23 protein-coding genes are annotated in these 25,359 nt (G+C 70.3%); 6 read left to right on the forward strand and 17 right to left on the reverse strand.

The genetic code is table 11. From position 1 onward, the window contains the following. Positions 1 to 12 precede the first annotated feature (12 nt). The 17 genes from AC6JA9_RS16855 to AC6JA9_RS16935 all read right to left on the reverse strand — a co-directional run bounded on the left by AC6JA9_RS16855 (position 13) and on the right by AC6JA9_RS16935 (position 19,386). Complete coding sequence (locus AC6JA9_RS16855; protein ID WP_223746846.1) at positions 13 to 1,266, reverse strand: hypothetical protein; 1,254 nt, start codon at positions 1,264 to 1,266, stop codon at positions 13 to 15. Positions 1,267 to 1,368: 102 nt separating this feature from the next. Then, a complete protein-coding gene (locus AC6JA9_RS16860) occupies positions 1,369 to 1,890 on the reverse strand; it encodes a hypothetical protein (RefSeq protein WP_408890807.1) in 522 nt (173 codons plus the stop codon). Next, positions 1,887 to 5,762: a type VI secretion IcmF C-terminal domain-containing protein gene (locus AC6JA9_RS16865; protein ID WP_223746847.1), complete on the reverse strand. Its 3,876-nt coding sequence runs from the start codon at positions 5,760 to 5,762 to the stop codon at positions 1,887 to 1,889. The genes AC6JA9_RS16860 and AC6JA9_RS16865 overlap by 4 nt, the downstream gene beginning before the upstream one ends. A 4-nt stretch (positions 5,763 to 5,766) precedes the next feature. Beyond that, complete coding sequence (locus AC6JA9_RS16870) at positions 5,767 to 6,075, reverse strand: hypothetical protein (protein WP_223746848.1); 309 nt, start codon at positions 6,073 to 6,075, stop codon at positions 5,767 to 5,769. A 7-nt stretch (positions 6,076 to 6,082) separates the two neighbouring features. After that, the gene (locus AC6JA9_RS16875) at positions 6,083 to 6,721 is read right to left on the reverse strand and encodes a DotU family type IV/VI secretion system protein (RefSeq protein ID WP_497960122.1); all 639 of its coding nucleotides are present in this window, start codon (positions 6,719 to 6,721) and stop codon (positions 6,083 to 6,085) included. Beyond that, positions 6,721 to 8,367, reverse strand: a complete 1,647-nt coding sequence (locus AC6JA9_RS16880) for a type VI secretion system baseplate subunit TssF (protein ID WP_223746850.1) — start codon at positions 8,365 to 8,367, stop codon at positions 6,721 to 6,723. The genes AC6JA9_RS16875 and AC6JA9_RS16880 overlap by 1 nt, the downstream gene beginning before the upstream one ends. A 13-nt stretch (positions 8,368 to 8,380) precedes the next feature. Further along, positions 8,381 to 8,983, reverse strand: coding sequence for a hypothetical protein (locus AC6JA9_RS16885; RefSeq protein ID WP_223746851.1), 603 nt, complete (start codon positions 8,981 to 8,983; stop codon positions 8,381 to 8,383). Between the two features lie 24 nt (positions 8,984 to 9,007). Beyond that, a complete protein-coding gene (locus AC6JA9_RS16890; RefSeq protein WP_497960124.1) occupies positions 9,008 to 10,657 on the reverse strand; it encodes a hypothetical protein in 1,650 nt (549 codons plus the stop codon). Next, a complete protein-coding gene (gene tssE / locus AC6JA9_RS16895; RefSeq protein ID WP_141325439.1) occupies positions 10,654 to 11,055 on the reverse strand; it encodes a type VI secretion system baseplate subunit TssE in 402 nt (133 codons plus the stop codon). Before tssE ends, AC6JA9_RS16890 begins: the two co-directional genes overlap by 4 nt. 1 nt (position 11,056) lies before the next feature. Then, positions 11,057 to 12,307, reverse strand: a complete 1,251-nt coding sequence (gene tssK, locus AC6JA9_RS16900) for a type VI secretion system baseplate subunit TssK (protein WP_497960126.1) — start codon at positions 12,305 to 12,307, stop codon at positions 11,057 to 11,059. 23 nt (positions 12,308 to 12,330) lie between these two features. Next, positions 12,331 to 12,909, reverse strand: coding sequence for a hypothetical protein (locus AC6JA9_RS16905; RefSeq protein WP_248541569.1), 579 nt, complete (start codon positions 12,907 to 12,909; stop codon positions 12,331 to 12,333). Between the two features lie 54 nt (positions 12,910 to 12,963). After that, complete coding sequence (tssC, locus tag AC6JA9_RS16910) at positions 12,964 to 14,454, reverse strand: type VI secretion system contractile sheath large subunit (protein ID WP_141325434.1); 1,491 nt, start codon at positions 14,452 to 14,454, stop codon at positions 12,964 to 12,966. 46 nt (positions 14,455 to 14,500) lie between these two features. After that, positions 14,501 to 15,091: a type VI secretion system contractile sheath small subunit gene (gene tssB / locus AC6JA9_RS16915; protein ID WP_141325432.1), complete on the reverse strand. Its 591-nt coding sequence runs from the start codon at positions 15,089 to 15,091 to the stop codon at positions 14,501 to 14,503. A gap of 63 nt (positions 15,092 to 15,154) precedes the next feature. Further along, on the reverse strand, positions 15,155 to 16,048 hold the full coding sequence (locus tag AC6JA9_RS16920; RefSeq protein ID WP_223782948.1) for a type VI secretion system baseplate subunit TssG: 894 nt from the start codon (positions 16,046 to 16,048) through the stop codon (positions 15,155 to 15,157). Between the two features lie 4 nt (positions 16,049 to 16,052). After that, complete coding sequence (locus AC6JA9_RS16925; RefSeq protein WP_223746857.1) at positions 16,053 to 17,102, reverse strand: type VI secretion system protein IglI family protein; 1,050 nt, start codon at positions 17,100 to 17,102, stop codon at positions 16,053 to 16,055. Then, positions 17,095 to 17,481, reverse strand: a complete 387-nt coding sequence (locus AC6JA9_RS16930) for a DUF4280 domain-containing protein (protein ID WP_223746858.1) — start codon at positions 17,479 to 17,481, stop codon at positions 17,095 to 17,097. The genes AC6JA9_RS16925 and AC6JA9_RS16930 overlap by 8 nt, the downstream gene beginning before the upstream one ends. Positions 17,482 to 17,664: 183 nt before the next feature. Continuing rightward, a complete protein-coding gene (locus AC6JA9_RS16935) occupies positions 17,665 to 19,386 on the reverse strand; it encodes an AMP-binding protein (RefSeq protein WP_305070645.1) in 1,722 nt (573 codons plus the stop codon). Between the two features lie 265 nt (positions 19,387 to 19,651). Between AC6JA9_RS16935 and AC6JA9_RS16940 the strand changes: the two genes are divergently transcribed. The 6 genes from AC6JA9_RS16940 (at position 19,652) to AC6JA9_RS16965 (ending at position 25,318) form a co-directional block, all read left to right on the forward strand. Then, positions 19,652 to 20,791, forward strand: coding sequence for a Re/Si-specific NAD(P)(+) transhydrogenase subunit alpha (locus tag AC6JA9_RS16940; RefSeq protein ID WP_483579413.1), 1,140 nt, complete (start codon positions 19,652 to 19,654; stop codon positions 20,789 to 20,791). Between the two features lies 1 nt (position 20,792). Further along, positions 20,793 to 21,086, forward strand: a complete 294-nt coding sequence (locus tag AC6JA9_RS16945; RefSeq protein WP_046713014.1) for an NAD(P) transhydrogenase subunit alpha part 2 — start codon at positions 20,793 to 20,795, stop codon at positions 21,084 to 21,086. After that, the gene (locus tag AC6JA9_RS16950; protein WP_223746859.1) at positions 21,083 to 22,504 is read left to right on the forward strand and encodes an NAD(P)(+) transhydrogenase (Re/Si-specific) subunit beta; all 1,422 of its coding nucleotides are present in this window, start codon (positions 21,083 to 21,085) and stop codon (positions 22,502 to 22,504) included. The genes AC6JA9_RS16945 and AC6JA9_RS16950 overlap by 4 nt, the downstream gene beginning before the upstream one ends. Positions 22,505 to 22,517: 13 nt before the next feature. Then, positions 22,518 to 22,994, forward strand: a complete 477-nt coding sequence (locus tag AC6JA9_RS16955) for a GNAT family N-acetyltransferase (protein WP_497960129.1) — start codon at positions 22,518 to 22,520, stop codon at positions 22,992 to 22,994. Between the two features lie 212 nt (positions 22,995 to 23,206). Beyond that, positions 23,207 to 24,955: a GYF domain-containing protein gene (locus AC6JA9_RS16960; RefSeq protein ID WP_497960130.1), complete on the forward strand. Its 1,749-nt coding sequence runs from the start codon at positions 23,207 to 23,209 to the stop codon at positions 24,953 to 24,955. Between the two features lie 24 nt (positions 24,956 to 24,979). Beyond that, positions 24,980 to 25,318, forward strand: a complete 339-nt coding sequence (locus tag AC6JA9_RS16965; RefSeq protein WP_141329927.1) for a DUF1330 domain-containing protein — start codon at positions 24,980 to 24,982, stop codon at positions 25,316 to 25,318. The last annotated feature ends 41 nt before the right edge of the window (positions 25,319 to 25,359 follow it).

The following is a 25,359-nucleotide window of genomic DNA, read 5'->3' on the forward strand; positions in this document are numbered from 1 at the left end:
CTCGGGCGGACCTCAGGGGCCGAACAGGGCGGCGAGCGGGCTCTCGACGGTGACCTGGGGCGGCATGGGGCGGGCGCGGTAGATCTTCAGATTGCCCGCCGACGCGAAGTAGGTGAGGGGGTTGAGCGGCACTCCACCCACCACGGGGTTGGGGACGCTGTGGACAGCGAAGCTCCCCAGGCCCTCCAGCGCCGCCGTGGTGCTCGTGCCCGCGTCCCATCGCTTCAGCTCGATGGCGGGGGGCGTGCTCCCGGGAGTCCTCAGCCCGTCGACGTTGAAGACATAGCCCGTGTCCGTCACGGCGACGGCGTTGTCCTTGATGTCCATGCCCGCGGAGGGGATGAGCTGGATCATCGGCTCAATCTCTCCGATGGTCTCGGCCTCGTCCGTGTTCTTCATCCGGGCCGACAGGTGGTCCAGGCACACCTCCACGCCGAAGCTCACCTCGTTGATGGCCTCTCCACGGGCGCCCAGACGGAAGTTGCATCCGCCCTGCAACGGGTTGGTGGACCACTCGCTGCGGTTCACGCTCCGGGTGGCCACCTGGGACATGGGATCATGCGAGCCCCGCGTCGGAATCGTGGGGCGGTACCTGTTCTTGTTGCCCAGGAGGATACGGCCCCGGTTGTCGCCGCGGCCCAGCACGTTCCCCGGTCCGTCGACCTGCATCCAGCTGTCGTTGATGTAGTCGATGCCGGAGACCTGCTCCTTGTAGACGAGCCGATCATGCTTGCCGTCGGAGTTCAGGTATCCGCCTTGCTGGATGAGGGCGATGTTGAAGACCTCCACGCCGGTCTTCCGATTCGTGACGACGGCGTCGTACTCGTCCAGATACCCGATGATGGTCCCCAGCACGAACACCCAGCCGCGGAAGCGATCATTGCGCGCGTTGAAGGTCCACCGACGGAAGTCCGAGAGCACCTGGCTGATGAGGTCGAACTGGTAGCCGCCCTTCGCGCCCCGGAAGAAGAACTCCGGCATCAAGAACACCTTGAGCGTGGAGTCCCTGTCGTCGAGGTGCGGGCTGTTGGAGGCCCTCATGATGGCCGACTTGACGAAGGAGCAGCGGTGCGTCAGGTCCGTGCGGTCATTGGGGTGTCCCTTGTAGGACTGCGTCCCCTTGCCCTGCCAGAGGGTGAAGACGGGGCCCCCTCCGGGGAGCAGGTGATACGCCCCTCCCCAGATGCGGTGGGGACCGCCTCCGTTCTTCACGTCATAGCCAAGCTGGTGGTGGTAGCCGATGAACTGCACGTCAGTGTAGGGCATGGACTCCGCTCCTGGAGGGGACTGCGTGCGACACACGTCTCCCAGCAGCGAGAGCCATGGCTCTCGCCGGAGGGGGGCTGGTGGTTCGTTGGCGCGGCCCGGCTACTTCCCGGCGGAGGGGGCCTCGACCTTCGGACCCTCGACCTTCGGACCCTCGACCTTGGGCGGCTCGAACTTGGGTGGCTCCTCCTTCTTGGGCTCACCCTTGGGCTTCTTGCGCTTCGACGGCGCATCCGTGCGGATGCGGCTCTCCTCCAGCTCGATGTCCACGCGCCCCGGGATGGGCGAGTCGAGCAACACCTGCCACGCGCCGTCGGGCGTGGTGAACAGGAAGGAGATGGCCAGCGGAGACTCCTCCGGAATCTTCACCCGCGTCTGGGTCTTCTCGCCCGGGTAGATGACGAGCGTCTGCACCACCGAGTCATCGGGGTGCACCACGCGCTCGGCCACGTCGGCGTAGAACTCCGTCATGTACCGCTGCGAGTCCACCGCGCGCACCACCATGTGCAGCGGCCGCCCCTGGTTCGTCCCCTGGGGCGAGTTCACGTGGATGGACAGGTGCGTCGGCGCGCACGCCACCGTCCCCAGGGCCAGCGCCAGCATCAACAGCCAGGGGAACCTCATCGCGTCACCTCCTGGAACAGCGTCCAGGGGCCGCCACGCATGCCGAAGCGCAAGCGAATCTCCGAGTGTTGTGAGCCATCCGGGCCCGGCAGCGGCCAGATGGCGTTCTGCTCGGCGTCGAACGTGGCGGCATCCAGGATGCGGAAGCAGTTCCACGACGAGCGCGACAGCTCCGTGGAGCGGTAGCGCTTGGCCTCGCGGCCCGGCACGCGCAGCTCGACGCCGACGGAGGCCGAGCGCGGCTCCCACCACGCCAGCGCGAAGTCCTGCCACGCGGGCGTCTGGTTGAAGCCGAACGCCGCCGCCTCGCCGCACTTCAGGAAGGACATGGTGACGAAGCCGTTCTCACCCGACGGCGGCAGCGGCAGCGGGCGCACCTGGAGCTGCAGCGGCTGCGGCTTGCCCTCTTCGGTCCACAAGAGCTTCGCCAGCTTCGACAGCCGGCCGAGCATCACCAGCATGCGCGGCGGGACGGCGAGCTGCTGACGCAGCGGCCGGCGCAGCATCCACTCCGTGCCGCGCTCCTCCACCACCGGCGAGAGCACCTGCGCCACGAACTGCCAGAAGGCGCCGTCCTTGCGCTTGAGCACCTCCAGCTCCGTCGGGTCCAGCTCCTGGCTCGCCTCCACCGCGAACGGGTAGCGACGCAAGAGCGGCGTCAGCAGCGTGCGGAAGCGCCACTCCCACTGCTCCTCCAGCACGCGCTCCAACTCGGCCCGGCCCAGCTCCCGCGTCATCAGGAAGGGCTCGCGGAACGGCCGGCGCAGCTCGCCGAGGATGCCCTGCTTGTCCAGCCACTCGTCCACGCGGCGCAGGTACGAGCCCTCCTCGTCGAGCAGCATGGACAGGCCCACGCGGCCCAGCGGGGAGAGCAGGTCTGTCAGCTGGCGTCCGCCGTCCTCGTTCGACGCGGGCGTCTCCTCCGCGCCCGAGCGCAGGGACGCGGGGACGATGGTGCGCGCGGCCCCGGCCGCCGGCGGCGCGCTGAAGCCCGACACCTCCGTGTGCAGCTGTGACACCAGCAGCAGGTACGCCGCCAGCTGCGCTGTCTGCCCGTCCTTGTCCGGCGTCATGAGCTGCACGATGGGCCGGAACAGCGACAGCTCCTGGCGCAGCGGCTCGTAGTAGGGCCCCTCCATGGGGCCGATTCCCGCCCCCGTGGCCACCTCGCGCAGCATCGCCACCAGCTCGGAGGTCGGCTGCGTCACCGAGGACAGCTCCGAGGCCAGCGTCGTCGTCAGCGCCGTGAAGCGGTAGTCGCGGTACTTCACCAGCAGGTCCTGCCGGTAGCGCTGCCCGAAGTTGGCCACCTTCTTGAGCACGTAGCCCTGGCGCTGCGCGGCCTCCGCGCGCGACAGCTTCGAGTCCGCCATGCGCAGGGTGAACTCGTCCACCAGCGGCTTGATGTCCGTCTCGAACGTCAGCCACTCCACGCCGCGGCGCGAGGGCAGGGCGTCCACCGCGCCCACGTCCAGCGCGTCCTCCATCGACAGCCCCAGCCCGGCCTCGGCCGCGGACGCCACCGCGCCCGGCGGCAGCCCCATCGAGGTCCGGCTGAAGGGCCGCTGGCCCTGCTCGATCTGCCGCAGCAGCTTGTCCAGCAGGGAGCGCGACAGCTCCTTCGGACGGAACTCGAAGGACTGCTGCATCACCCGGACCTCCAGGCGCGCGTCGCCGTTGGCGGGCACGAAGAGGCCACCGGTGCGCGTGAGCAGCTCCGCGGTGGACATCTCCGCCGCGGCCTTCAGGCCCGCGTCGATTTCATCCTCCATGCGCAGCACCGCGGACAGCATCGGCTCGTGCTCGCGCAGCCAGTCGAGCGCGACGAGCGTGTTGTCCACGCCCTTGAGGGTCGCCTGGCTCTCCGGCGCGCCGGACGCGTCCAGCAGCGCCAGCACCTTGTGCGCGGACGTGTACGCCATGCTCTGCGCCAAGGTCAGCTTCAGCCGCTGCCGCTCGCTCGCCAGCGAGCGCCACCGCTCCAGGTCCATCTCCCGCGCGCTCAGCACCAGCTGCAGCTTGATGAGATGGTCTCTCCACGGGCCCAGGTAGCTCTCCTCGGACAGCCACTCGTAGGGCCAGCGCATCCACGGCACCTGGCCTTGCGTCTGCAGGCCCGTGCGCCACGCCTGGTCGCTGGAGATGATGTAGTCGCCCACCACCTCCTCGCGCAGCCCCGTGGCCTCCATCCAGTCGCCGCCCTTCTCCGTGGCGCGGGTCCCCAGCAGGCTCAGCGCGTCCGCCGCCCAGTTCCAGCGCTTGCGGTACTGGCCATCCAGGTACGACAGGATGAAGCGCCCCATGTCGTCGGTGCGCGAGGCGCGCGCCACCGCCATCAGGTGCAGCATCTGCTCGGGACGGCAGAGCGTCTCGCGCTCGCAGCGCTCCTCCGCGTGCGACGCCGCCCACAGCGAGCGGCTGCCCACCAGCTCCGTCGAGGCGCAGCCCGGGATGAGCGGGCCACAGCGCTGGCACTGCTCCTGGCAGGACTCGAGCAGCGGCTTGAGATAGGACAGGCGCACCGTGTTGGACAGCTGCGCGCGCAGCACCTCCTGCTCGTCCTGGAAGCTGTTGCTCAGGAGCGGGAAGTAGCGCGCCGCGGAGAGCAGGGCGTCCATGGCCTGCATCGCGCCCTGGCCCTTGTCCACCACCACCTCGCCGGACGCCGTCAGGTGCTGCTGCCCCAGCCGCTGCACCGTGGACTCGAAGTCCTCCATGTGCCGCTGGGCCTCGGCCAGGCGGTTGTAGAAGTTCCCGTACGCCGCCACCACCGGGAGCACGCCCAGCGCGAGCAGCGCCGCGCACCTGCGCAGGTGCTTGCCGCGGTAGCGCGCGCGCAGCTCCACGTTGCGCTTCTCCGCGGCGATGGCGAACACCCCCGCGGAGCGCGCGTCCGCCGCCGGCGACGACACGTACACCCGCGTCAGCTCCGGGCGGTAGGACAGCGTGCCGCCTTCCACCAGCCCCGTCACGAACCTGGCGAGCGCCGCGAAGGACTCGCCGCCGCGCGCGTAGAACTCCTCCAGCCGCCCGAAGGCGTCCACCGACAACGAGACCAGGCCCAGCGCGAAGTACTGCTCCAGGGGCTGCAGCCCCGCGGCCAGCCGGCCCTCCTCACCCGACGGCGGCACGTCCCAGTGCAGGGGGATGCCATGGCTGCGCAAGAGCTGGGCGAAGTCCGAGAAGCCCACCAGCGAGTCCATGTGCGTCAGGCACAGGCGCGTCTCCACCGAGCCCCGGCTCGCCTCGGACAGCAGGTTGATCTTCCCGCGCACCAGCTGGATGACCCGGCGCACCTCGTCCGGCGGCGTCTCCGCCAGCCACCGCGCGTCCAGCGCCACCACGACGCGCCCCTTCTGCCGACGGAAGCTCGACTTCCACAGCCGGCTGAGCGCGCGGCGCGCCTCCTGCGAGTCGTCCTCCAGCAGCGACGCCGACACCTCGTGGACCACCTTGTCCGGCCCCAGGAACATCTGGAGCAGCGGGTCCGAGGTGTGGCTGGGCATGAACTGGCGCTCCTGCCTCCGCCAGTCCACCTCCAGGTCGATGAGCGTCGTCTTGCCCGCGCCCGCCGGCCCGAGCACCACCACCGTGGGGAAGTCCAGCACCGCCACGCGGTAGCGCAGCGGCAGCGCGTTCAGGAACTGCTTGCGGATGCGCACCAGCGCGCCGGTGTCCAGCCGCTTGCGCGTCTCCACCTTCGGCGCCACCCGCCGGCGCTTCCTCCACCACCACACCAGCCCGACGACGAGCGCCAAGGCGAGCAGCACCCCGAGCCCTATCAATATCCACGTCAGATAGGGTCGCGCCGCGTCCGCTGTCGTCGTCGCCGCGCTCGCGGCCGCGGCAACGGGGTTCTTCTCGCCCGCCATGGCTCTAGTCCCTCTTCCCGCCCGCTTGCGCGCGGACCGCGAGCTGGAGGCCTTCCATCACGTCCTCCAGTCGCTCCAGTGTGGCCTCCAGTTGCACACCCCATGCCTCCCGCTCCTTGGGTGACAACCGCTTGCCTCCGGGGCCGGGTTCCAGGGCCTTCGCCCCCTCGCGGAGCACGTCCACGAGGGGCACCGTCCCCTCGGCCAGGCTCCCCAGCGACGAGGTCAGGGCCTTCTGGAGCCGCTCCACCAGCTCGGCCACGTTCTGACGGGACGCACTCGCGTCCTTCCGGACGCCGGGGGGAGTCGTCACGCGGGCCTCAGTTGGACAGGTGCCAGAGCAGCACCGGCACCGCGATGATGATGGACACCGTCACGGCGTAGTAGCGCCAGGGGAAGTCGTACAGGGTGGGAGGCGGGGGCGCGGCCTCCGTGTGCGCCTCGCCCACCTGCGTCTCCGGCCGGGGGATGCGGGCCGCCAGCTGCTCGCGGTAGTCGCGCAGCCGCGCCGGGTGGCCCACGTGCCGGCCGATGAAGCCCGCGGTGAGGCAGAAGTGCAGCATCTCGAAGAGCAGCGGCGCCGTGTCCGGGCGCCTCAGCGCGGTGTCCGCCAGCTCGAAGAACAGGTCGCCGCCCGCGTCCACGCCGAACGCACGCAGCTGCAAGAGCGGCCAGTGCTGCGCGTCCTCGTTCGACAGGCGGGCGAGCACCTTCTCGTCCACCAGGAAGGCGAAGGGCTGGAGCACCTTCTCCACGTCGTCGTGGCGCAGGTCGGTCTCCAGCGCCGCGCGCAGGGCGTCCACCTCGGCCATCAGCGTGCGGGACATCGCGTCCAGGGCGCCCTCGGACAGGTGCTCGCGCAGGGCGGGGTCCAGATTCACCGTGCCCAGCTCCCGCTCGAGCAGCTCCTCCACGTGGCGGTAGGCCAGGAGGATGGCTTTCCAGTGCGTCATCTTCATCAGGAGGCTCCAGGGATGGCGAGGGGACCTTGGCCGGCGATGGTCGCCTTCAGCTCCACCGTCGCCTCGTGGTTCCACGCATCCAGCAAATCTCGGACCCGCGTCAGGAACGTCACCACCAGCGGCTCGAAGCCCTCCTCGAAGGGCTCCAGCACCACCTCGTACACGTTCCTCAGCCCGGAGCCCTTCATGGCGCTGTCGGGCACCCGCGACACGCTCATCTCCCGCAACAGCGGCAGACACCGGCGGAAGGGGCCCTCGGAGGGGGTGCCCAGGTGCTGGAGCACCGAGCGCAGCTCGTCCAGTCCCAGCGTGGCCTGGGCCTTCCAGGCGAGCAGCTGGGTGAGCGCCGTCAGGTCATCCCTCAGGGGGCTCTCCCGGTCCGGCTGGAGCTGGCCGACCAGCCGCCACTCCAGGCCCTCGATGTGGCGCGCCGGCACGCTCACCGTCATCCGCCCCGACGCCTCCGAGGCGAAGCGCGGCTGGTGCCACAGCGCCTCCACCACCAGCTTGCGCGGCGTGGTGAAGGCCTCCGGCATGCGCAGCACCAGGTGCGGGGAGGGGCCGTTCTCCGACGGCACCTCCTCCACCTCGTAGCCGGGGCCGCTGCCGGGCAGGTGCGCGGGCCTGAGCGGGGCGAGCCCCGTCTTGGTCATCTCGAACACGCCCGTCACCGAGTGCAGCGCCAGCTCCCGCCCCGCGCTCATGTTGCGGATGGGGTGCTCGGAGCGGGTGCCGTCCGTGGTGATGACCTGTGCGGGCTCCGCGCGCAGGTTCTCCACCGGCACCGCGAAGGGCACCAGGAAGTCGGGCCGGTGGGAGCGCCCCACCGTCCACGCCTGCGCCAGGTCGAAGCACAGGCTGAAGCGCCGCCACCCGCCGCGCGACGGCGGCACCGCGACGTGGAGGAAGAGCTCCGTCTCCGGGAAGAGGAAGAACGAGCGCAGCCGCTGCAGCGGGTGGGTGAAGGTCTCCGAGTCGTCCGGCGCCGGCGGCTCCCGGTCGAACGACACCTCGCACCGCTCGCCCGTGACGTGCTCGTCCGCGGGTGGCCCGTACACCACGCTGACCTCGCGCAGGTGCTGGCGCAGCGCGTGGAACACCGCCAGGGACGGCAGGTACTCGTCCAGGTGGCGCACGTGCAGGCTCATCGTGCCGATGGCGTCCGCGCGCTCGTGCCGGGACTCGAAGTGGAGCATCAGCCGGTGGCCACCCCGCACCAGCGGGCGCACCTCGGTGGACTCCAGGGTGATGGGCAGCACGCGCAGGTCGCGCTGGAGGCGGAAGGTGCCGGGCTCACCCTCGGCCGGCGACAGCCGCAGCTCGGTGCCGCGCGGCAGGAGCACCGCCTCGCCCATCTTCCCCATGGGCTGCGCCTGCACCACCGCGCGCGTGGGCAGGGGCTCCAGGAGGAAGTCGAAGAAGCCGGCGAACAGCCGGCGCCACGTGGAGCGCAGGTTGTGCAGCGTCGCGTGGCGCGTCTGCACGGAGAAGAACGCCATCGCCTCGATGAGGCGGCGCACGTCCGGGTCCTCCCGCTCCAGGGGGGCGGCGGGGTAGCGCTCGTGGAAGCGTTGGCGGAAGCGCTCGAGGGAGGCCATCTCCTCGAGGAAGTCCTGGTGCAGCCGGTCCTTCGGGCGGGTCATCTTGAATGACTCCTTACCCCAACTTCACGAGCGCGCCCGAGACGCTGGTGATACCGGATGCCTTGAGGTTGGCCATTCCCTGGGCTTCCAGGTCCAGCGCGGCTTGCCCCGCCACCTTGACATTGAGCCCCGTCACCTGCGTGTCCGTCTTGCCCGCGGCCTTCAGCGTCAGGCCTTCAATCTTGGCCTCGCCGCCGGTGGCCTCCATGGAAGCCGTCAGGCCCTTGAGCGCCAGCGCCTGGGTGGCCTCCACGTTGACCTTCGCCGAGGAGCTGATGCTCGCGTCCTGGGTGGCCGTCTGGGTGAGCTTCGCCTGGGTGGTGAGGCTCATGTCCTTCGTGCTCGTCACCTTCAGCGTGTCCTGGCTCGTCCACTCCGAGGTGCCCTTGGACAGGAGCGTTATCGTCTGGGCGTCGACCTTGAAGTCCTTGACGGTGACGACGATGCTGTCGGCCTTCTGCACGACGGTGCTGGTGTCGCTCTGCCCGGCGACCTTCAGGGTGATGGCGGTGCCGTCCATCGTCACGGTCTGGACGATGTTCGCGTCGGCATTGTCCACCGTGACGGTGATGCCCTTCACTTTGTCCAGCTCGATGGTGCAGACCAGCGTTCCCATGGCTCCTTCACGCCTCCAGCCGCCTTAAGCGGGCTCTTCCTTCACGCGGATGACCAGCGTCCCCTCCTTGATTTCGATGCGGGCCGTGTCCTTGGCGTTCGTCCTCTGCAAGAGGAAGACCGGCTTGCCGTCCACGTAGGAGTGCTTCATGGACGTGCCGTTCTCCGGCGTCTTGCCCACCAAGAGATGCGTCCCCTGGCCGTCGGCCGGCATGCGCGCCGTGTCGCGCCAGTCCAGGAAGCGCTTGAGCCAGGCCTTCTGGAAGTCCAGCCCCACCAGCACGCGCTCCCCCTTGTAGGCCGGGAAGTAGAAGTGGCCGGGCAGCAGGTTCGGGTTGAAGGGCAGGGTGACGATTTGATTCGCCCAGAGGGGAATCTTCACCTTGTACCCGTCCTGCGACGTCTTGGAGTCGGTGTAGGCCTGCCACGTCTCGTGGGGCTCGTCCCCCATCTCGCTGACGATGAGGCCCTCCACGTACCGGGGCCAGGTGGGCGGCAGGTAGGGCGGCAGGTCCACCCACTTCTCCGCCTGGGGCTCCAGGAGCGTGGCCATCTGGAACTCGAAGCCCCCGTTCTTCGACAGGTGCTCCGCGTCCGGGGTGGACGCGAGCGCGTCCCCTCGCAACGCCAGGGTGCGCACCCGGAACGTCTCGCCGCCGGCCAGCCCCGCCGCGGCCCACGCCTCCGTGGTGGGCAGCTTGACGAGCGAGCCGGGCACCAGGGCGGTGGCGGGGAAGCGCTTCCAGCCGAGCTCCACCTCCTTGCCCCGGACCTTGAGGCGGGCGGTCTCCAGCGTCACCCGCGCGTCCACCTCGTTGGTGATGGGCGTGCGCAGCAGCACGTCGTGCCGGATGCCGGTGACGGCGCTCTGCTGGTTGATGGGCCGGGTGGCGGGGCCCTCGGCCACCGCGTTGAGCACCGTCACCTCGTGGCGGGGGACCTCCGGGAAGCGCACGGTGACCTGGTCCACGTCCGGGCCCCACAGCTTCACGGGCGTGCCCTCCGCGGCCTTCGCGGCGGACAGCTTGTACTTCGCCGCCGTGTAGTCGTACGCGAGCACGCCGTCGCGCGTGTCCACGTACCAGAGGAGGAAGTCGTAGAAGCTGGCGCCGTGCTCGGGCGTCAGGCCCAGGAACAGCTGCGGGCAGGTGGCGTCCAGCCCCGCGCTCCAGTCGTAGACGAGCGGGATGTGCGTGCCCTTGTGCGCGTCCAGCACGTCCTTCATCGTCTTCTGCGTGTAGAGCACGCAGGGGAAGTGCTGGCTCCACAGCAGCGCCGCCGCGTCCTGGAACGTCACCTCGTAGCGCCGGTGCAGCAGCGGGGCGCCGGGACGGGGCACGCCGGGCACCTCCACCAGCGAGCGCTCCGACACCAGGCCCTTCACCTTCAGCGACGTGAGCGCGGGCTGGGGCGCGGCGTCCGTGTGCACCGCCGTCAGCTCCAGCTGGACCTCCATCAGGTCCTGCTCCAGGAACGCCGCCTTCAGCGGGTCCTTCTCCAGGCCGCCCGCGGACGTGTTGTCCGCGAGGTCGAAGGCCACGCGGCCCTCGAAGCCGAACGAGCGCAAGGTCAGCGCGAAGGACTTCACGTCCCCTGGAGGGATGACGTGCGCGGTGCCGCCGGCGGTGAGCGTGACGGCGACCTTGAGCCGGTCCGCGAAGCTGTCGGCCTTCATGGCTCCTCCTCCACGCGGACGTTGCCGCTGAGGGTGTCGAAGCGCAGGCGCAGCTTGCGGCGCTCCTGGCCCACCGTGCCGACGAGGCCGAAGTGCAGCCACAGCCCCGCGTCGCGCCCGCGCATCGTCAACTCCACGTCCGACAGGCGCGGCTCGTGGCGCGAAATCTCCTCGGTCAGCTCGCGGGTGAGCGTCTCCACCAGCTCCCGCGTGCCGTACTTCTCCGTGTACTCGCCCAGGCCGAAGTCGCGGCGGAAGAAGCCGTAGCCCTCCTTGGTGTTGAGCACGGCCTCCAGGTTGCGCACCACGTGCTCCAGCTCGCTGTGGCCCTTCTTGCCGGACGCGCGAGCGGAGTCGGCGCGGGTGGCGAACTTGTCGAGGAAGGAGGCTCGGCCCATGTCACGCCCTGCGCCAGAAGAGGGACACCTGGGCTCCCTGCAACGCCGGGGTGGCGTAGAAGGCCAGGCCATTCTCGCGCAGCGCGAACTGCCACTCCTCGCCCTGCACGAGCTGGTACCAGTCTATCTCGGGTCCCAGCGCATGCGGGAACGAGGGGTGCGGGACGTGGTGGAACGGGATGCCCTTGAGGGCCATGCGCCGCACCGTGGCCAGGCGCGAGGGCCCCGCCAGCTTCACGCCGTCCACGACCAAAGGCTCTCCGGCCCGCTTGCGCTGCACCAGCATGTACAGCTCGCCGCTCTCCAGCACCTCGGGCGGCAGCGGCGAGAAGATGAACTGCCCGTCGCGCGCGGTGAACGAGCGATGGGTGGCGCGCGTGGACTCCGGCTGGAGCGCGCGCGTGAGCAGCTCCACCCAGCGGATGAGGCCCTTGCCCGGGCTGTCGTGCTGGTACGTGGGCAGGTCCGCGTCCGGCATCATCTCCAGGTAGCAGCAGGACTCGAAGTACAAGTCCCTGAGCGCGTCGAAGAAGACGTACGGGTGGGGGGAGATGTGGCGACCCATGTCGCCGCGAAGCGCTTGCAGCCGCTGCACCTCGCACAGCGCGCGGCGGGCGTTGGTGAGCCGGTCCGAGCGCAGGTAGCTGTCGGACAGGCGCGCGATGAGCTGCAGCCGCGCCTGCTCCAGCAGGTCATCCAGCCTGACGAGCAGGGCCGAGAGGAACGGGTGGGGACCGACGAGCAGCAGCGGAGGCACCAGGTCCTCCGTCAGTCCCCACACGCCCTCGGTGTCCCGCCGGAACACGGCCAGCGGCAGCGTGTCGATGGCTCCGTCCAGCACGGGCTCCGCGGACAGGCGCAGCCGACGCATGACCCGCTCCACCACCGGCGGGTCCTCCGCGTACAGCCGCACCCCCGCCGCGCCCTGGCTGCCCCCCAGCACGTGCAGGTAGACGGTGGCCTCGGCGCGGCCGGTCCCCTCGAGCGAGAAGGGCGGCAGCACCGCGTTGCCCGGCACATCCACCACGAAGCCGGCGGGGGTCACCGCCGTCAACGTGGCAATGGACAGGCTTCCACCCGCCAGCAGTGGCTCGCTCCAGGCCATGGCCGCCACGCCATGACTCGGCGTACCGGACAGCGAAGCCTGGAGGCGGACCTGGGCCTCCAGTGATTCTTCCTGGGCCTCGAAGTGCTCCGGCAGCAGCGTCTGACCGACGTGCCACCGGACCCGGGCGAGCTTGAAGGGGGGCATGGGACTTTCTTACCGCAGGACGACTAGGCCGTCTCCGTGACGCCCCACTTCTTCACGATGTTCTTCGAGGACGCCGCCGCGACGTTGATGGACTGCTCCAGCGTCTTGGGCTTCACGCCGATCTGGAACGTGAAGTTCTTGGGCGACTGCACCTCACGCGACTCGTTCTCCGCCACGGCGATGTTCAGCGCGTCGCCGTTCTTCTCGAGCAGGCCGTTGAGGTCCGCGTCCACGAAGTTGGACTTGAAGTACTTCTTCGCGAGCGGGTCGTACTCGTAGATGACGTACTTCACGACCACTTCGATGTTGGAGAAGCTGCCCAGCAGCATCTCGGAGATCTTCTGCTTGTTGGCGGTGGAGATCTGCCCGGAGAAGTACAGCGCGTCGGTGACGCCCGTCTCCCACAGGTAGTTGTTGAGCACCGCCACGGCCTTGGAGGCCAGGGCCTTGTCCGGCTGCTCCGGGTCCTTCAGCGTCTCCTGGTCCGCCACCAGCGCTTCACCGCCGATGGAGATGGACAGGATGTAGCCGACGGGGGACTGCTTGTCCTTCTTGAAGTTGTAGCCCTGGTACACATCCAGGTCTCGGGCGAACTGAGGCATGACTCACTCCTGCATTTGGGTGGGACTGCTTGGTGGGTTTGCAGCGGGGGGACTTCAGCCGAGCCGGGACTCCAGCATGAGCTCCACGTTGAGGCCCTCGAACTGGATGTGCGGCAGCACGGCGACCTTGCAGTCGTACCAGCCGATCTCTCCGGTGCGCTGCTCCACCATCACGTTGGTGGCCTTGAACGGGAAGCGGCGCACCGTCAGGTCGTCGGGGCTGGCCACCGTGGTGACGTAGCCGGCGAGCCACGCGTCGATCTGCCGCTGGATGTAGGGCGCATCCGCCGTGGAGCCGATGTTGTCGCGCATGATGCACTTCACGTAGTGCGCCAGGCGGGTGATGGAGAACGTGTACGCCATGTTCGTGACGAGCTGCGAGTTCTCCGAGTCCTTCGGGTCCTTGAACCGCTTGGAGACCTTGGCGGACTGGGTGCTGAAGAACGTCGCCTCGCTGGTGCCCTTGCGGTACACCAGCGGCATGAAGCCGCACCGCGCGAACTCGAACTCGCGGTAGTCCGGGATGGCGATCTCCACCGGGGCCTTGAGCTCCTCCTGGCCGCGCAGGAAGAACGTGTCCACGGGCAGGCCGGTGATGAGGCCGCCGCCCTTGGGGCCGCGGATGGACTGGCACCAGCCGGAGTTCTCGAACGCCTTCACCATGTTTCGGGCGAAGAGCACGGACGAGTTGCCCCACAGGTACTTGCTGGAGTCACCCTGCGCGTTCTCCGTGAAGTGCAGGTCGTCGCAGGGGTTCTTGTCCGGGTGCCAGGGCAGGCGCAGCACGTAGCGCGGGAAGGTCAGGCCCAGGTACGCGGCCTCCTCGCTGTCGCGCAGCTCGTTCCACTTGCCGTAGCGCGGGTGGGCGAGCGCGCCCTCCAGGTCCTTGATGGCCTCCATCTCCTCGACCTTCTCGCAGCCGAAGAACTTGGGGCTCACGGCGGCGACGAAGGGGCAGTGCGCGGCGTTGGCCACCTTGCCCATCGCGCGCAGCCACTTGATGTCGCCGGGCGAGGAGGAGAACTCGTACAGGCCAATCATCGCGCCGAAGGGACGGCCGCCGTACTGGTCGTACTCCTGGATGTAGACCTTGTCGAACAGCGCCCCGGCGAACACGTCCGCGGAGTTGTTCTCGAAGTCCTGACCCAGCTCGTCGCGCGCGGCGTCCAGGAGGTCGATGGCGATGTTCGCCTTGAAGTTGGTGTTGGCGACCAGGTCGTCCAGACCGCGCCACGCCGACTCCATCTGCTGGAAGCGCTCGTGGTGGAGGATCTCGTTCATCTGGTCGTCGATCATCGAGTCGATGCGGCTGACGACGTCGAGCACCTTGCCCTTGTCGAAGCGCAGCGCGTCGCCCGAGTCGGTCTCCGCGGGCGTGACGTTCTGCACCAGGGCGGCGAGCGCGGACATGAAGCGCGCCTCGATGGTGACTTCCTTCTCGTCCAGCGTGGGGACGAACTTCTCGGAGATCATCGGCTTGGCGTCCGTGGGACGCTCCAGCCGCACGCTCTTGAACAACCCAGGCAGATAGGAGGTTTCAGCCATGACGGTTACCTTGAGATGGAAAAGGGTGGGTTGAGGAAGCGGGCCCTTACGCCTTCACGGTGGCGGGCTCGGAGACGGTGGCCGGCTGGGTGGCGGCGGCGGGCGTCGCGTCGGAGGAGAGCGCGGGCTTGCCCGGCAGACGCAGCGACTCGTAGTCCTTGAGCTCGGCGAGCACGGCCTTGAGCGCGTCCTTGTTGGAGAACAGCTCGTAGACCATGCTGCGCAGCGCCTTCTGGTTGTCGATGCTCGACTGCATCTCCAGCAAGAGCTTCTTGAGCAGCCGCAGCGCCTTGAGCTTCGGCACGTGGTTGACGATCTCGTCCGGGTGGAAGGACTTCATCCGGTCGATGGGCAGCTCGACGTTCAGGTCCGCCTCCACATCCGGGTTGATGCGGTTGGGCACCTGGAAGCTGACGGACATCTTCATGTCCTTCATCAGCTCGTCGAGGTTCTTGCCATTGACGGAGCGCAGCTTGCGCGCCTCGAGGTCCACCTTGCGGTCCTCGGAGGAGCCGAGCGAGAAGTCACCCAGCATCAGCAGACGCAGGGGCAGGTTCACCGTCTCCTGCTCGCCGTTGATGGTGGTCCGGTACGTGAGCGTGATTCGTGACTTGGGCAACTGATCCTGGATTGACATGGCTACGTTACTCCCTCGGTTTGAAGGCCTTTCTTGCCCGGCGACGTGCCGGGGTGCTGCACGTCACTGCGGGGGTGAAGCTCTGGGGGCGGTGTCGCCGGAGAACAGGACGACCTGCCGGTCCTCCTCGGGGCCGCCGATGATGGGCTCGTAGCCGAGGTGACTGGTGTCCTCGACGCGCGCGTGGCCGTGCTGATCCCTGATGACCAGCGCGACGGTGAGGAACACGGGCGTGTCCACCAGGTGCGGCAGCACGCGCGAGCGCAGGCGGCGGCGCGCCTCCACGGCCCAGGCGGCGCCGGTGCCGCAGAAGGACTCGTTGACGTGGAGCCACGCCTCCAGGCCGCCGGTGGGCACGGTGGCGAAGCCGCCCATCGCGGTGCCGTCGCCCAGGGCCGCGCCGCCCAGGCGGATGCCGCGCGTGTCGATGCGCTGGCGGCGGGTGGCGCGGCGCACGCGGACCTCCGCCTCCGGATATGCCTGGGAGAACAGCCAGTGCAGCGTGGAGGGACAGCCGGGGCGCAAGAGGCGCAGGCGGTGCGCGGCGGCGGACTCCCAGCCGGGGAGCAGCGCCCCGTCGCGCTCGGGGAACAGGCCGGCGAAGCGCGCCTTGAGCAGCAGGTGGTCGAAGTAGCCCAGGAAGCTCTCCATGGCGTCGTGCTCCAGCGACTCCATGGCCTTCAGGAAGAAGGAGGGCAGGGGCGACTGGACGCTGAGCAGTCCCAGGTGGACGGTGATGATGGCGCGGCGCGGGTTGCGCGCGAAGTCGACGGACTGGATGAGCCGGGGCGCGTGCACGGTGCCGCGGTGGCTCTTGAGCTCCACGTCGTCCGGGCCGTAGCCCTCTTTCGAGAGCAGCTCCAGCAGGGCCGGCATGTCGAACGCGCCGGCGTGCTCGCGGATGCGCTCCTCGACGGGGGCGAGGCGGACGGGGGGCTGGGGTGGGTGCTGCTGCATGACGTCAGTCCTCCTCTCCGCCGCCGGGCGGCTGCTGCGCGATGAACGCGTCCAGGTCGACGCGGTAGAGCTGCTCGAGCGCTCGCATCGACAGCGAGTCGGCCTCTTGCAGGAAGGGTTCCAGCTGGTGCGCGTGGCTGCTGAGGCCCGCGAAGAAGCGGGTGAAGAGCGACGGCAGGAACACGCGCGGGTCGAACCGCTCCACCGTGGCCATGACGTCCGAGGCCACCACGCCCGCCTTGGGCAGCTCGCCCTTCTCGAGCAGGAGGGTGAAGGCCTCCAGCTTGCGGATGAGCAGCGCGAGCTGCGGAGAGATGGGCACGCCGGGCGGCGGCGCGACGACGGGCTGCGCGGCGACGGCGACGGGCGCGGGCTGCGTGGGGGCCACCGGCGGCGCGACGGCCACGGGCTGCGCGGCGACGGCCACGGGCTCCGGAGCGGGCGGGGGCACGAGCGTGACGGGCGCGGGCGGGGGCAGGGCCTCCATGTGGCGGCGCAGCCAGTGCGTCAGGTTGCGGAAGGGCTCCTCGCAGCCGTTCTTGGGCAGCGTGGCGGGGATGGCGGTGAGGATGGCGTCGCCCAGCGCGAGCGCCTCCTCGAGCGGCGCGCGGATGTCGGCCTCGCACCAGCGCCGCCACGTGGCGTCCTGCTTCTTCTCGTGGTGGGCCAGGTGCTTGTTGATGGAGCGCAACAGCCAGCGCAGGCCGCTCTCCAGGAAGATGTCGCGCTTGGACTCCGGGCCGAACGCGGGGAGGCTGTCGGTGAGCAGGTGGTGGATGGAGTGGAACATCCCCGGCATCGCCAGGAGGCCGCGCTCCTGGAACCCGCCGAAGAGGTAGATGCCGACGAGCCGCGTGTCGCGCTGGCCCTCGCGCAGCAGCGCCTCCGCGCCGCGGGCGGCCTGGGCGTATTCGCCGCTGGCGACCGCCTCCGTGACGGCCTCGACGCGGGCGTCGGGCTCGCCGTCCGGCGCGGGCGCGGGAGGAGCGCCCTCGAGGAGCTTCTCGAGGAGGGTGCCGTCGAAGGGCGCCAGGGTGAGGGCCGCGTCAGCCATCGATGACCTTCACCTGTCCGGGGGAGACGATCTGGATGACGCCGCCGTACGAGCACATCAGCTTCGAGTTGCTCTCCAGCGCCGGGGCGCTGCCGAGCAGCAGCTTGGGGCAGCCGGGCACCCACGGCGCCGCGGTGGCGGGGATGCAGGGCATGGGGGTGAGCACGCCCAGGGCCGCCGCCGTCGCCGCCGCCACCGTGGGGTTGGCCAGCGACTGGCACATCCCGAAGGGCAGGATGTTCACCAGGGGTTTGCTGTCGAGGATGTTGGCCGCGGGCGTCGGGCCCACCACCTTGTTGGCGGGCAGCACCACCAGCGACGAGGGGGCGACGCCGAAGCTGCATTGCAGCATCGCTCCCATGACGACCTGGGCACCCATGGTCCACCTCGCGCGCGTCCCGGGCTCCGGGATGGAGCGCCTGACGCGGAGCCACCCCATTGCGCGAGTCGTGCCAGCCAGTGGACAGCGGCGCTTCCCTCTGGGGACCCCCGTCGGGGGCTGCGGCGCGTTGGCGGTGCGCGTTGTCGACGAACGCGGGCGCGTCCGGCGCGTACGCGTGGATTACCGCGAGCCTGTACGCTCGTCCTCGCCCGGGGCCCGGACGCTCTCCCGCAGGCGGCCGCGCAGCGCGGTGAGGGCCTGGAACATCGGATCCGTGGACTTCTGATGGAGGGCGCCGATCAGGTACTGGGCGCGGCACCAGGCCTCGTCGATGCGCCCCTCCTTCGTCCGGTGGGGGAGCAGGGGGAAGAACTCGACGCGGTCTGGCAGGTGCTCGGCGCCCAGGCGCAGCTCCAGCCTGCGTCTGACCTCGACGCGGCGCGCGTCCTGCTCCTTGGCGAAGCCCTCCGCGTCCTCCGCTCCGGTGAAGAGGATCAAGACGTGGGGCGCGTGACGGGAGGTGCCCGCGGAGGCGGCGGGGGTGACGGACGCGCCGTGGCAGAAGGGCAGGTCGGCGAGCGCCTCGATGACCTCGGCGGAGGGGTAGACGCGGCCCTCGCGGCGCGTGTCGCGGGTGCCGGAGAACAGGTACTGCTCGCGCTGGCGGGTGAGCAGGACGAAGGGCGGGGGGCGGCCCTTGTCGGGCAGCGGCGTGAAGAGGCCCACGTCCCCGGCGGCCTCCTGGCCGCTCAGGTTGAGGTCCTTGAAGGCCCAGGCGCGGCCCGGCGAGGGGGCCAGGGCGGTGTGGAGCTCGCCGGTGTGCCGGCGGGACGCGAGCACCGCGCCGCCCTCGGCCGCGTCGATGAGCACGTGGGTGTGGGGCACGTTGGCCACGTCGCACTGGCGCATCCAGTCGCGCCACGACTCCCAGTCGAGCGCGTCATCGGCGGAGCGGAACCAGTGGGCCACGCCGCGCAAGGCCCCCTTGTTGGCGCGGACCAGCGCCTCGCGCAGCGCGGGGGAGACGCCGAGCGAGCGCAGGGGCAGCTCCGTGAGCCGCGCGGGCGCGCGCTCCACCTCCGCGGGCTCCAGGTGGACATAGGTGGCGCCGCGCAAGAGCGTGGCGAAGAGGAGCGCGGGCTGGTGCTGGAGGAAGTGGAAGCCGGGCGCGGCGAAGGCGTCCCCGGCGCCCAGGCCGAAGGTGAGCAGCCCGTCGACCAGGGCGCCGTTCCACGCCCGCTCGGCCGTGAGGGGGACGGGCGTGTCCGGCGGGTCGACGAGCGGGGAGAACAGCAGGGCCACGGTGTCGCCGGGCTTGTACGTGTGGGACGTGAAGCCGGGCGCGACGTCGCCCTTGGAGCGCAGGAGGAGCGCCTCATGGCCCTTGATGAGCGGGGCCTGGTGGGCCTCCGCGGAGATGTGGGCGGGCTCCAGGCGCGCGAGCCTGCGGGCCAGGAAGTGGGTGCCAGTGGGGGGCAGCACGCTGACGCACGCGCCCAGCTTCAGTGAGGCCAGCAGGGACACGAGCAGCTCCGGCCCCAGCGGATGCACCAGCGCGACCCTGGCGCCCGCCTTGACGCCCTGGGCGGCCCACTCGGCGGCGCGGCGCGAGGCCCGGTCCGCCAGCTCGCGGTAGCCGAGCAGCTGCCACCGGGCGCCGTCCCAGGTGCGCAGCGCGGGCGCGGTGGAGTCCGCGTGACGGACGACCAGGTCGTGGAAGAAGTCGTGGTGCTGGCCCGGACGGCTCTTGGGCGCGGGCCCACCCCGGCTGGCGTGGTGGGCGGCGAGCGTGGCGATGAAGCCGGGCGCGTCGCTCCAGCTGTCGCGCAGCCAGGCCGGAAGTGCTCCGTCGCTGGTCGTGGCTTCCGTCTGGCGGAGGATTTCCCGGAGGTCGAAGGGCATGGTGGCGTTCTCGGGGGGAGTCTACGCGACGCGACGGACGCGTGGGGCCACCCGCACGCAAGACCCGGGCCGTCGGTGAGGCGCGCGGCCGCTCCGATGGAGCGGGTGGACGCGGGGTGGGGTGGGGCTCGGGGGTATCCACTAGGGCGGGGGCAATGGCTTGCATTGCCAACAGTCGTGACGCGGCCGAGCTTGACTGGAATTGCCAACAAGCCTGCGTGGCTGGGATTGAATCGGGTGGAGCGGATCGGCTTTGCTGATCCGCATGATCATCGCCATCCCCCGTGAAACGGTGCCGGGTGAAAGGCGGGTCGCGCTCGTGGCGGAGAGCGTGAAACGCCTCGTCGGCAGGAAGCACGAAGTGGTGGTCGAGAGCGGCGCGGGCCTGGGCGCGGAGTGCTCCGACGAGGAGCTCCACGCGGCGGGCGCGCGCATCGAGCCGAGCACCGACGCGTTGTATGCGAAAGCGGAGGTGCTGCTGAAGGTCCAGCCTCCGGATGACGCGGAGGTGGAGCGGCTGCGGCCGGACTCGGTGCTGGTGAGCCTGGCCTATCCGCTGGCGAACCCGGCGCTGGCCAGGGCGCTGGCGAAGCGGCGGGTGACGCTGCTGGCGGCGGACATGGTGCCGCGCACGACGCTGGCGCAGATGATGGATGTGCTCAGCTCGCAGGCGACCATCGCGGGGTACCGCGCGGTGGTGCTCGCGGCGGAGGCGCTGCCCCGGCTGTTCCCCATGTTGATGACCGCCGCGGGCACCATTCCCCCCGCGAAGGTGCTGGTGCTGGGGGCGGGCGTCGCCGGCTTGCAGGCCATCGCCACGGCGCGCCGGCTGGGCGCGGTGGTGGAGGCGTACGACGTGCGCAAGGTGGTGAAGGAGCAGGTGGAGAGCCTGGGCGCGCGCTTCGTGAACATCGACATCGAGGACGCGGCGGGCTCGGGCGGCTACGCGAAGGAGCTGGGCGAGGAGGCCCGGCGCAAGCAGGCGGAGGTGCTCGCCCAGCACGTGGCGAAGTCGGACGCGGTCATCACCACGGCGCAGATTCCCGGACGGCGCGCGCCGGTGCTGCTGCCCGCGGACATGGTGCGGCGGATGAAGAGCGGCTCGGTGGTGGTGGACATCGCCGCGGAGCAGGGCGGCAACTGCGAGCTGACGCGGGTGGGGGAGCGCTACCGCACGGACTTCGGCGTCACCATCGTCGGTGAGCGGAACCTGCCCAGCCAGCTCTCCGTGCATGCCAGCGCCATGTACTCGCGCAACATGGAGAAGCTGCTCGCGCACGTCACCGACAAGGACAACGTGCTGAAGCTGGATGTCTCGGATGAAATCGTGAAGGGCATGCTCATCACCCGCGGCGGCGAGGTGGTCCACCCCGCCGTGGCGGATGTGGCGATGAGGGAGGGCTGACATGTCATTGACGTTGATCTTCGGCCTGTATGTCTTCTTCCTGGCGGCCTTCACGGGCTACCAGGTCATCTCCAAGGTCCCGCACCTGCTGCACACGCCGCTGATGGCCTTCACCAACGCCATCTCCGGCATCTCCCTGGTGGGCTCGCTGCTGGCGGCCGGCGGGCACTACGGCACGGTGTCCACGGTGCTCGGCGCGGTGGCGGTGCTGGCGGCCACCATCAACGTGGTGGGCGGCTTCCTCATCACCGACCGCATGCTGCGCATGTTCAAGAAGAAGGGCGGCGCGCGATGACGGCGGCCCTCTCGCTCACGGAGACGTTCGTCCAGCTGCTGTACCTGCTCGCCTCCATCCTCTTCGTGCTCGGCCTGAAGGACCTGGGCGACGCGCAGACGGCCCGGCGGGGCGTGCTGCTCGCGGAGCTGGGCATGGTGGCCGCGGTGGCCGGCACGCTGCTGTATGGCGTGGGCGTGACGCACGTCATCGTGCGCTGGGAATGGATTGTCGTGGCGCTGCTCATCGGCTCGGCGGTGGGCACGGGCATGGGCTTGTGGATTCCCATGACGAAGATGCCGGAGCGCATCGCGCTCTCGCATGCCTTCGGCGGGCTCGCGGTGGGACTGGTCGGCGTCGTCGAGTATCTCCAGCACGGCGGCCCCCAGATGACCACCCTCCAGATCTCCGCCACGGGGCTGGAGGTGGCGCTCGGCGCGCTGACCTTCACCGGGAGCTTGATGGCGTTCGGCAAGCTCCAGGGCTTCATCACCGGCCGGCCCGTCACCTATCCGGGGCAGAACCTCTCCAACCTGCTGATGATCGTCGGCACGCTGGGGTTGATTGGCCTGCTCGTGTATTCGCCGGGCTCGGCGTGGGCCTTCTACCTGGTGGCCGCGCTGGGCGTGCTGCTGGGGGTGTTGCTGGTGCTGCCCATCGGCGGCGCGGACATGCCGGTGGTCATCTGCTTGCTCAACTCGTACGCGGGCCTCGCGGCGGCGGCCACGGGCTTCGCGCTGGGCAACAACGTGCTCATCATCTGCGGCGCGCTGGACGGCTTCTCCGGCTTCCTCTTGGGCATGATGATGTCCAAGGCGATGAACCGCTCGTTCTCCAACGTGCTCTTCGGCGCGTTCGGCGCGGTGCCGGAGGCCAAGGCCGTCACGGAGGGCGCCCAGCCCTCGGGACCCGCGCCCAACGTGGGCAGCGTGGAGGAGGCCGCCGAGGTGCTGCGCGCCGCGCGCTCCGTCATCGTCGTGCCGGGCTACGGCATGGCCGTGTCGCAGGCGCAGCACGCGGTGCGTGAGCTGGCCAACGTCCTCCAGGCCAACGGCTGTGACGTGCGCTACGCCATCCACCCGGTTGCGGGCCGCATGCCGGGCCACATGAACGTGCTGCTGGCGGAAGCCAACGTGCCGTACGACCACCTGTTCGACCTGGACGTCATCAACGACGACTTCACCGCCACGGACGTCGCGCTGGTGGTGGGCGCCAACGACGTCGTCAACCCGGCCGCGCGCAGCAACCAGAGCAGCCCCATCTACGGCATGCCCATCCTCTCCGCGGACCTGGCCAAGACGTGTGTCGTGCTCAAGCGCTCGCTCAACGCGGGCTTCGCCGGCATCGAGAACGAGCTCTTCGTCCGCTCCAACACGATGATGGTGCTGGGGGACGCGAAGAAGACGCTGATGCAGTTCACCTCCGCGCTCAAGGAGTAGCTAGAAAGGGCGCATGCCCCTTCCGCGCGAAGCGACCTCGGACGACGCCGCGCTCCTCGCCCGCCTGCTGCGCGAGTCGTTCGAGGAGTACCGTGGGCGGCTGGAGCCTCCCTCCAGTGCCCACGGCAAGACGGAGGCCGCGGTCCGCCGAGAGCTGGAGGACGGCGGCGCGCTGGTGTCCGAGACGGACACCGGTGACCCGGTGGGCTGTGTCTTCTTCCACGTGAAGCCGGACCACGTGTACCTGGACCGCCTCGCGGTGCTGCCCGCCCATCGGGGGCGGGGACTGGCCCGTCTGCTCGTCGACGCCGTGGAGGCGCGTGCCCGCGCGGCGGGACGGGACAGGGTGCGCCTCTCCGTCCGGCTCGCGTTGAAAAACCACCACGTCTGGTATGGCCGGCTCGGCTACCAGCTCCACTCGCAGGGCACCCACCCGGGCTTCCCCGCGCCTACCTTCCTCGTCCTGGAGAAGCACCTCTGTGTCGAGTGAGACTGGAGGTCTTCTGCTGTATGCGTGGGGAGATGTGCGGTGGTGTGTCTCGTGATTCGGCGTGAGAATGGAGATTTCCGCCCCCTCTCCTTCTTGAGTGTGGACCCTGGCCACCTTCGCGCAGAGACTCCCCGTTGACGAAATCGCGCGTCGGCATTCCATTGTTGGGGTTCTGATGGCGTCGGGGCGTGGTGGAAGCAAGGAGCTGGCGAATGGTCGGCGATTCACGGGACGGTAAGTCCCAGCCGGATGAAACAACCGCGGGCCCCCACGAGCCGGACGGCGGAGGCACCCCTGTGTTCGGCGGGGTGTCCGAGGCGGAGCTCGACGTCTTCGTCAGCAAGCTGCGCACGGACAAGAACCCCCGCGTGGCGGCGGCCAACGCGCGCGCCCGCAACGACGTGAACGAGGAGCGGCTGCACAAGGGTGTGCGTCGCTCGCTCGTGTCCTCCGTGCTGGTGGAGGAGGACGCCACGCCCACGCCGCCCATCGCGGCGAACCACGCCTGGTTCCTCGCCCTGGGCGCCCAGCCCTCGGGCCCCTTCGACGCGGAGGCCCTCAAGGAGCCCTGGGCGCGCGGTGAGCTGCGGCCGGAGACGCTGTGCTGGCGCGCGGGCTTCCAGGCCTGGGTGCCGGTGAGCCAGGTGCCGGAGCTGGTCGAGGCGCTGATGCCGGCGACGCAGGAGCTCAGCGCGGCCCTGGACGCCGCCCTGACGGAGCTGCCGGGCGCGCCTGGGCTCGCGGTCGTGAGCGAGGCGGATGTCTCGGGCATTCCCGCGTGGGCCGTGGTGGCGTCACCCGCCGCGCCGAGTGCTCCCGCTCCCGCCGCTTCGGTGCCGGTGGACCCGGTGGGCGCCCACGCGGTGCTGGCCGAGGTGACGGCGGCCACCGAGCAGGTCGAGGCGAAGTGGAGGCTGGGTGGCTGGTGGTTCACGCTGGCCGGCGGCGTCGCCGGAGGCGTCACCGTGGCCATCGTCATGGGCCTGTTCGGCTCGGGTGTCGGGGCCTCGCAGCTGCTGTCGCGCTTCAACCTGCCCGCGTTCATGAAGTCCGAGCCGCCCGCTGCGTCCGCTCCGGCCCCGGTGGCTCCGGCCGTGCCCGCCGCGGCGCCGGCTCCGATGGCACAGGTGCCGGCCGAGCTGTCCGTGGCGCCCGTGCTCGTCGAGACGCCTCGCGAAGTCGCGGCGAAGCCTCCCGCGCCCGCCGTGGCGGACGCGCTCGCGCGCTCAGCCGTGGGGGCGCCCGGCGGTGGCGCCGTGATTCCAGCCGGAGGCGCCGTCGCGACGGCGAGCGCGCCCTCGCGTCCCTCGCTCACGGGGGTCGTCACCGTGGAGCGGGGTGGCTCGGTGCCGGTGGTGCCCGCGTCGGGTGGCGGGCTCGCGGCCGAGGTGAGCGGCATCTCTCGCACGTCGCGCCAGGAGCGGGACGTGGAGTCCGCGCCGCCCGTGTCGCCGAGCTCCCGCGCCGCCTACGTGAAGCTGTCCTCCCGGTCCACCGCGCCCGCGCCCACGCCCGCCGAGGCGCCCGCGGCGGCGGAGGATGACTTCGGGGACCTGGAGAGCGACCTGGGCCCGGACGCGGCCTATGCGCGCGAGCTGTCGGGCCCGGCGTCGGGCCCGCGCAAGCGTGAGCCGCCGCCGTCCGTCTACATCCCGCCGGTGGCGCCCATCCAGAACCCGCGCCTGTCGCTCACCCAGTCGGACGTCTTCGAGGTCGTGCTCGCCAAGAAGGGCGAGGTCACCGCGTGCGCGAACGTGAAGCCACGCCCGGTGGACGAGGGCACGCGCGTCGTCGTGCGCTGGTCCATCCTCCCCAGTGGCGAGGTGTCGGAGGTCGTCACCGAGACGGCGTCACTCCGGGGCACGTCGTTCGCTCGCTGCATCGAGGCCAAGGTCCGTGCGTGGGACTTCCCCAAGCACCAGGAGCAGGGGGGGCCCGTGCGGTTCCCGTTCGTGTTCTGAAAGCCCACCGACAGGAGAGCGCCCATGCCTGCCTACGTCGTCGTCGAAATCGCGGTGCATGACGTGCAGACGTATGAGCGCTACCGGCAGCTGGCGCCGCCCTCCATCGCGCGGTACGGCGGGCGCTACCTGGTCCGGGGTGGGGCGACGGAGGCGCTCGAGGGGACGTGGCAGCCGCCGCGCTTCGTCATCCTCGAGTTCCCCAACGTCGAGCAGGCCCGCTCCTGGTGGTCCTCGCCCGAGTACGCCGCCGCGAAGGCGCTGCGCCACGCGAGCGCCCACACGATGATGTTGTTGATGGACGGCCTGCCGCGCGACGAGGGCCTCCCGGTGGTCGCCGGCGTCTCCACGCTGGCGCCCTGAGCGGGCCCTTGCGCCGAATCGGAGTAGCCTCCACGCCCGAG

This window comes from Myxococcus sp. MH1 (assembly GCF_059738865.1).

What these genes read in the sequence shown, in the direction of transcription:
- AC6JA9_RS16855 (WP_223746846.1), bottom strand. Translation starts at nt 1,266, where the DNA reads ATGCCCTACACTGACGTGCAGTTCATCGGCTACCACCACCAGCTTGGC.
- AC6JA9_RS16860 (WP_408890807.1), bottom strand. Translation starts at nt 1,890, where the DNA reads ATGAGGTTCCCCTGGCTGTTGATGCTGGCGCTGGCCCTGGGGACGGTG.
- AC6JA9_RS16865 (WP_223746847.1), bottom strand. Translation starts at nt 5,762, where the DNA reads ATGGCGGGCGAGAAGAACCCCGTTGCCGCGGCCGCGAGCGCGGCGACG.
- AC6JA9_RS16875 (WP_497960122.1), bottom strand. Translation starts at nt 6,721, where the DNA reads ATGAAGATGACGCACTGGAAAGCCATCCTCCTGGCCTACCGCCACGTG.
- AC6JA9_RS16880 (WP_223746850.1), bottom strand. Translation starts at nt 8,367, where the DNA reads ATGACCCGCCCGAAGGACCGGCTGCACCAGGACTTCCTCGAGGAGATG.
- AC6JA9_RS16885 (WP_223746851.1), bottom strand. Translation starts at nt 8,983, where the DNA reads ATGGGAACGCTGGTCTGCACCATCGAGCTGGACAAAGTGAAGGGCATC.
- AC6JA9_RS16890 (WP_497960124.1), bottom strand. Translation starts at nt 10,657, where the DNA reads ATGAAGGCCGACAGCTTCGCGGACCGGCTCAAGGTCGCCGTCACGCTC.
- tssE (WP_141325439.1), bottom strand. Translation starts at nt 11,055, where the DNA reads ATGGGCCGAGCCTCCTTCCTCGACAAGTTCGCCACCCGCGCCGACTCC.
- tssK (WP_497960126.1), bottom strand. Translation starts at nt 12,307, where the DNA reads ATGCCCCCCTTCAAGCTCGCCCGGGTCCGGTGGCACGTCGGTCAGACG.
- AC6JA9_RS16905 (WP_248541569.1), bottom strand. Translation starts at nt 12,909, where the DNA reads ATGCCTCAGTTCGCCCGAGACCTGGATGTGTACCAGGGCTACAACTTC.
- tssC (WP_141325434.1), bottom strand. Translation starts at nt 14,454, where the DNA reads ATGGCTGAAACCTCCTATCTGCCTGGGTTGTTCAAGAGCGTGCGGCTG.
- tssB (WP_141325432.1), bottom strand. Translation starts at nt 15,091, where the DNA reads ATGTCAATCCAGGATCAGTTGCCCAAGTCACGAATCACGCTCACGTAC.
- AC6JA9_RS16920 (WP_223782948.1), bottom strand. Translation starts at nt 16,048, where the DNA reads ATGCAGCAGCACCCACCCCAGCCCCCCGTCCGCCTCGCCCCCGTCGAG.
- AC6JA9_RS16925 (WP_223746857.1), bottom strand. Translation starts at nt 17,102, where the DNA reads ATGGCTGACGCGGCCCTCACCCTGGCGCCCTTCGACGGCACCCTCCTC.
- AC6JA9_RS16930 (WP_223746858.1), bottom strand. Translation starts at nt 17,481, where the DNA reads ATGGGTGCCCAGGTCGTCATGGGAGCGATGCTGCAATGCAGCTTCGGC.
- AC6JA9_RS16935 (WP_305070645.1), bottom strand. Translation starts at nt 19,386, where the DNA reads ATGCCCTTCGACCTCCGGGAAATCCTCCGCCAGACGGAAGCCACGACC.
- AC6JA9_RS16940 (WP_483579413.1), top strand. Translation starts at nt 19,652, where the DNA reads ATGATCATCGCCATCCCCCGTGAAACGGTGCCGGGTGAAAGGCGGGTC.
- AC6JA9_RS16945 (WP_046713014.1), top strand. Translation starts at nt 20,793, where the DNA reads ATGTCATTGACGTTGATCTTCGGCCTGTATGTCTTCTTCCTGGCGGCC.
- AC6JA9_RS16950 (WP_223746859.1), top strand. Translation starts at nt 21,083, where the DNA reads ATGACGGCGGCCCTCTCGCTCACGGAGACGTTCGTCCAGCTGCTGTAC.
- AC6JA9_RS16955 (WP_497960129.1), top strand. Translation starts at nt 22,518, where the DNA reads ATGCCCCTTCCGCGCGAAGCGACCTCGGACGACGCCGCGCTCCTCGCC.
- AC6JA9_RS16960 (WP_497960130.1), top strand. Translation starts at nt 23,207, where the DNA reads ATGGTCGGCGATTCACGGGACGGTAAGTCCCAGCCGGATGAAACAACC.
- AC6JA9_RS16965 (WP_141329927.1), top strand. Translation starts at nt 24,980, where the DNA reads ATGCCTGCCTACGTCGTCGTCGAAATCGCGGTGCATGACGTGCAGACG.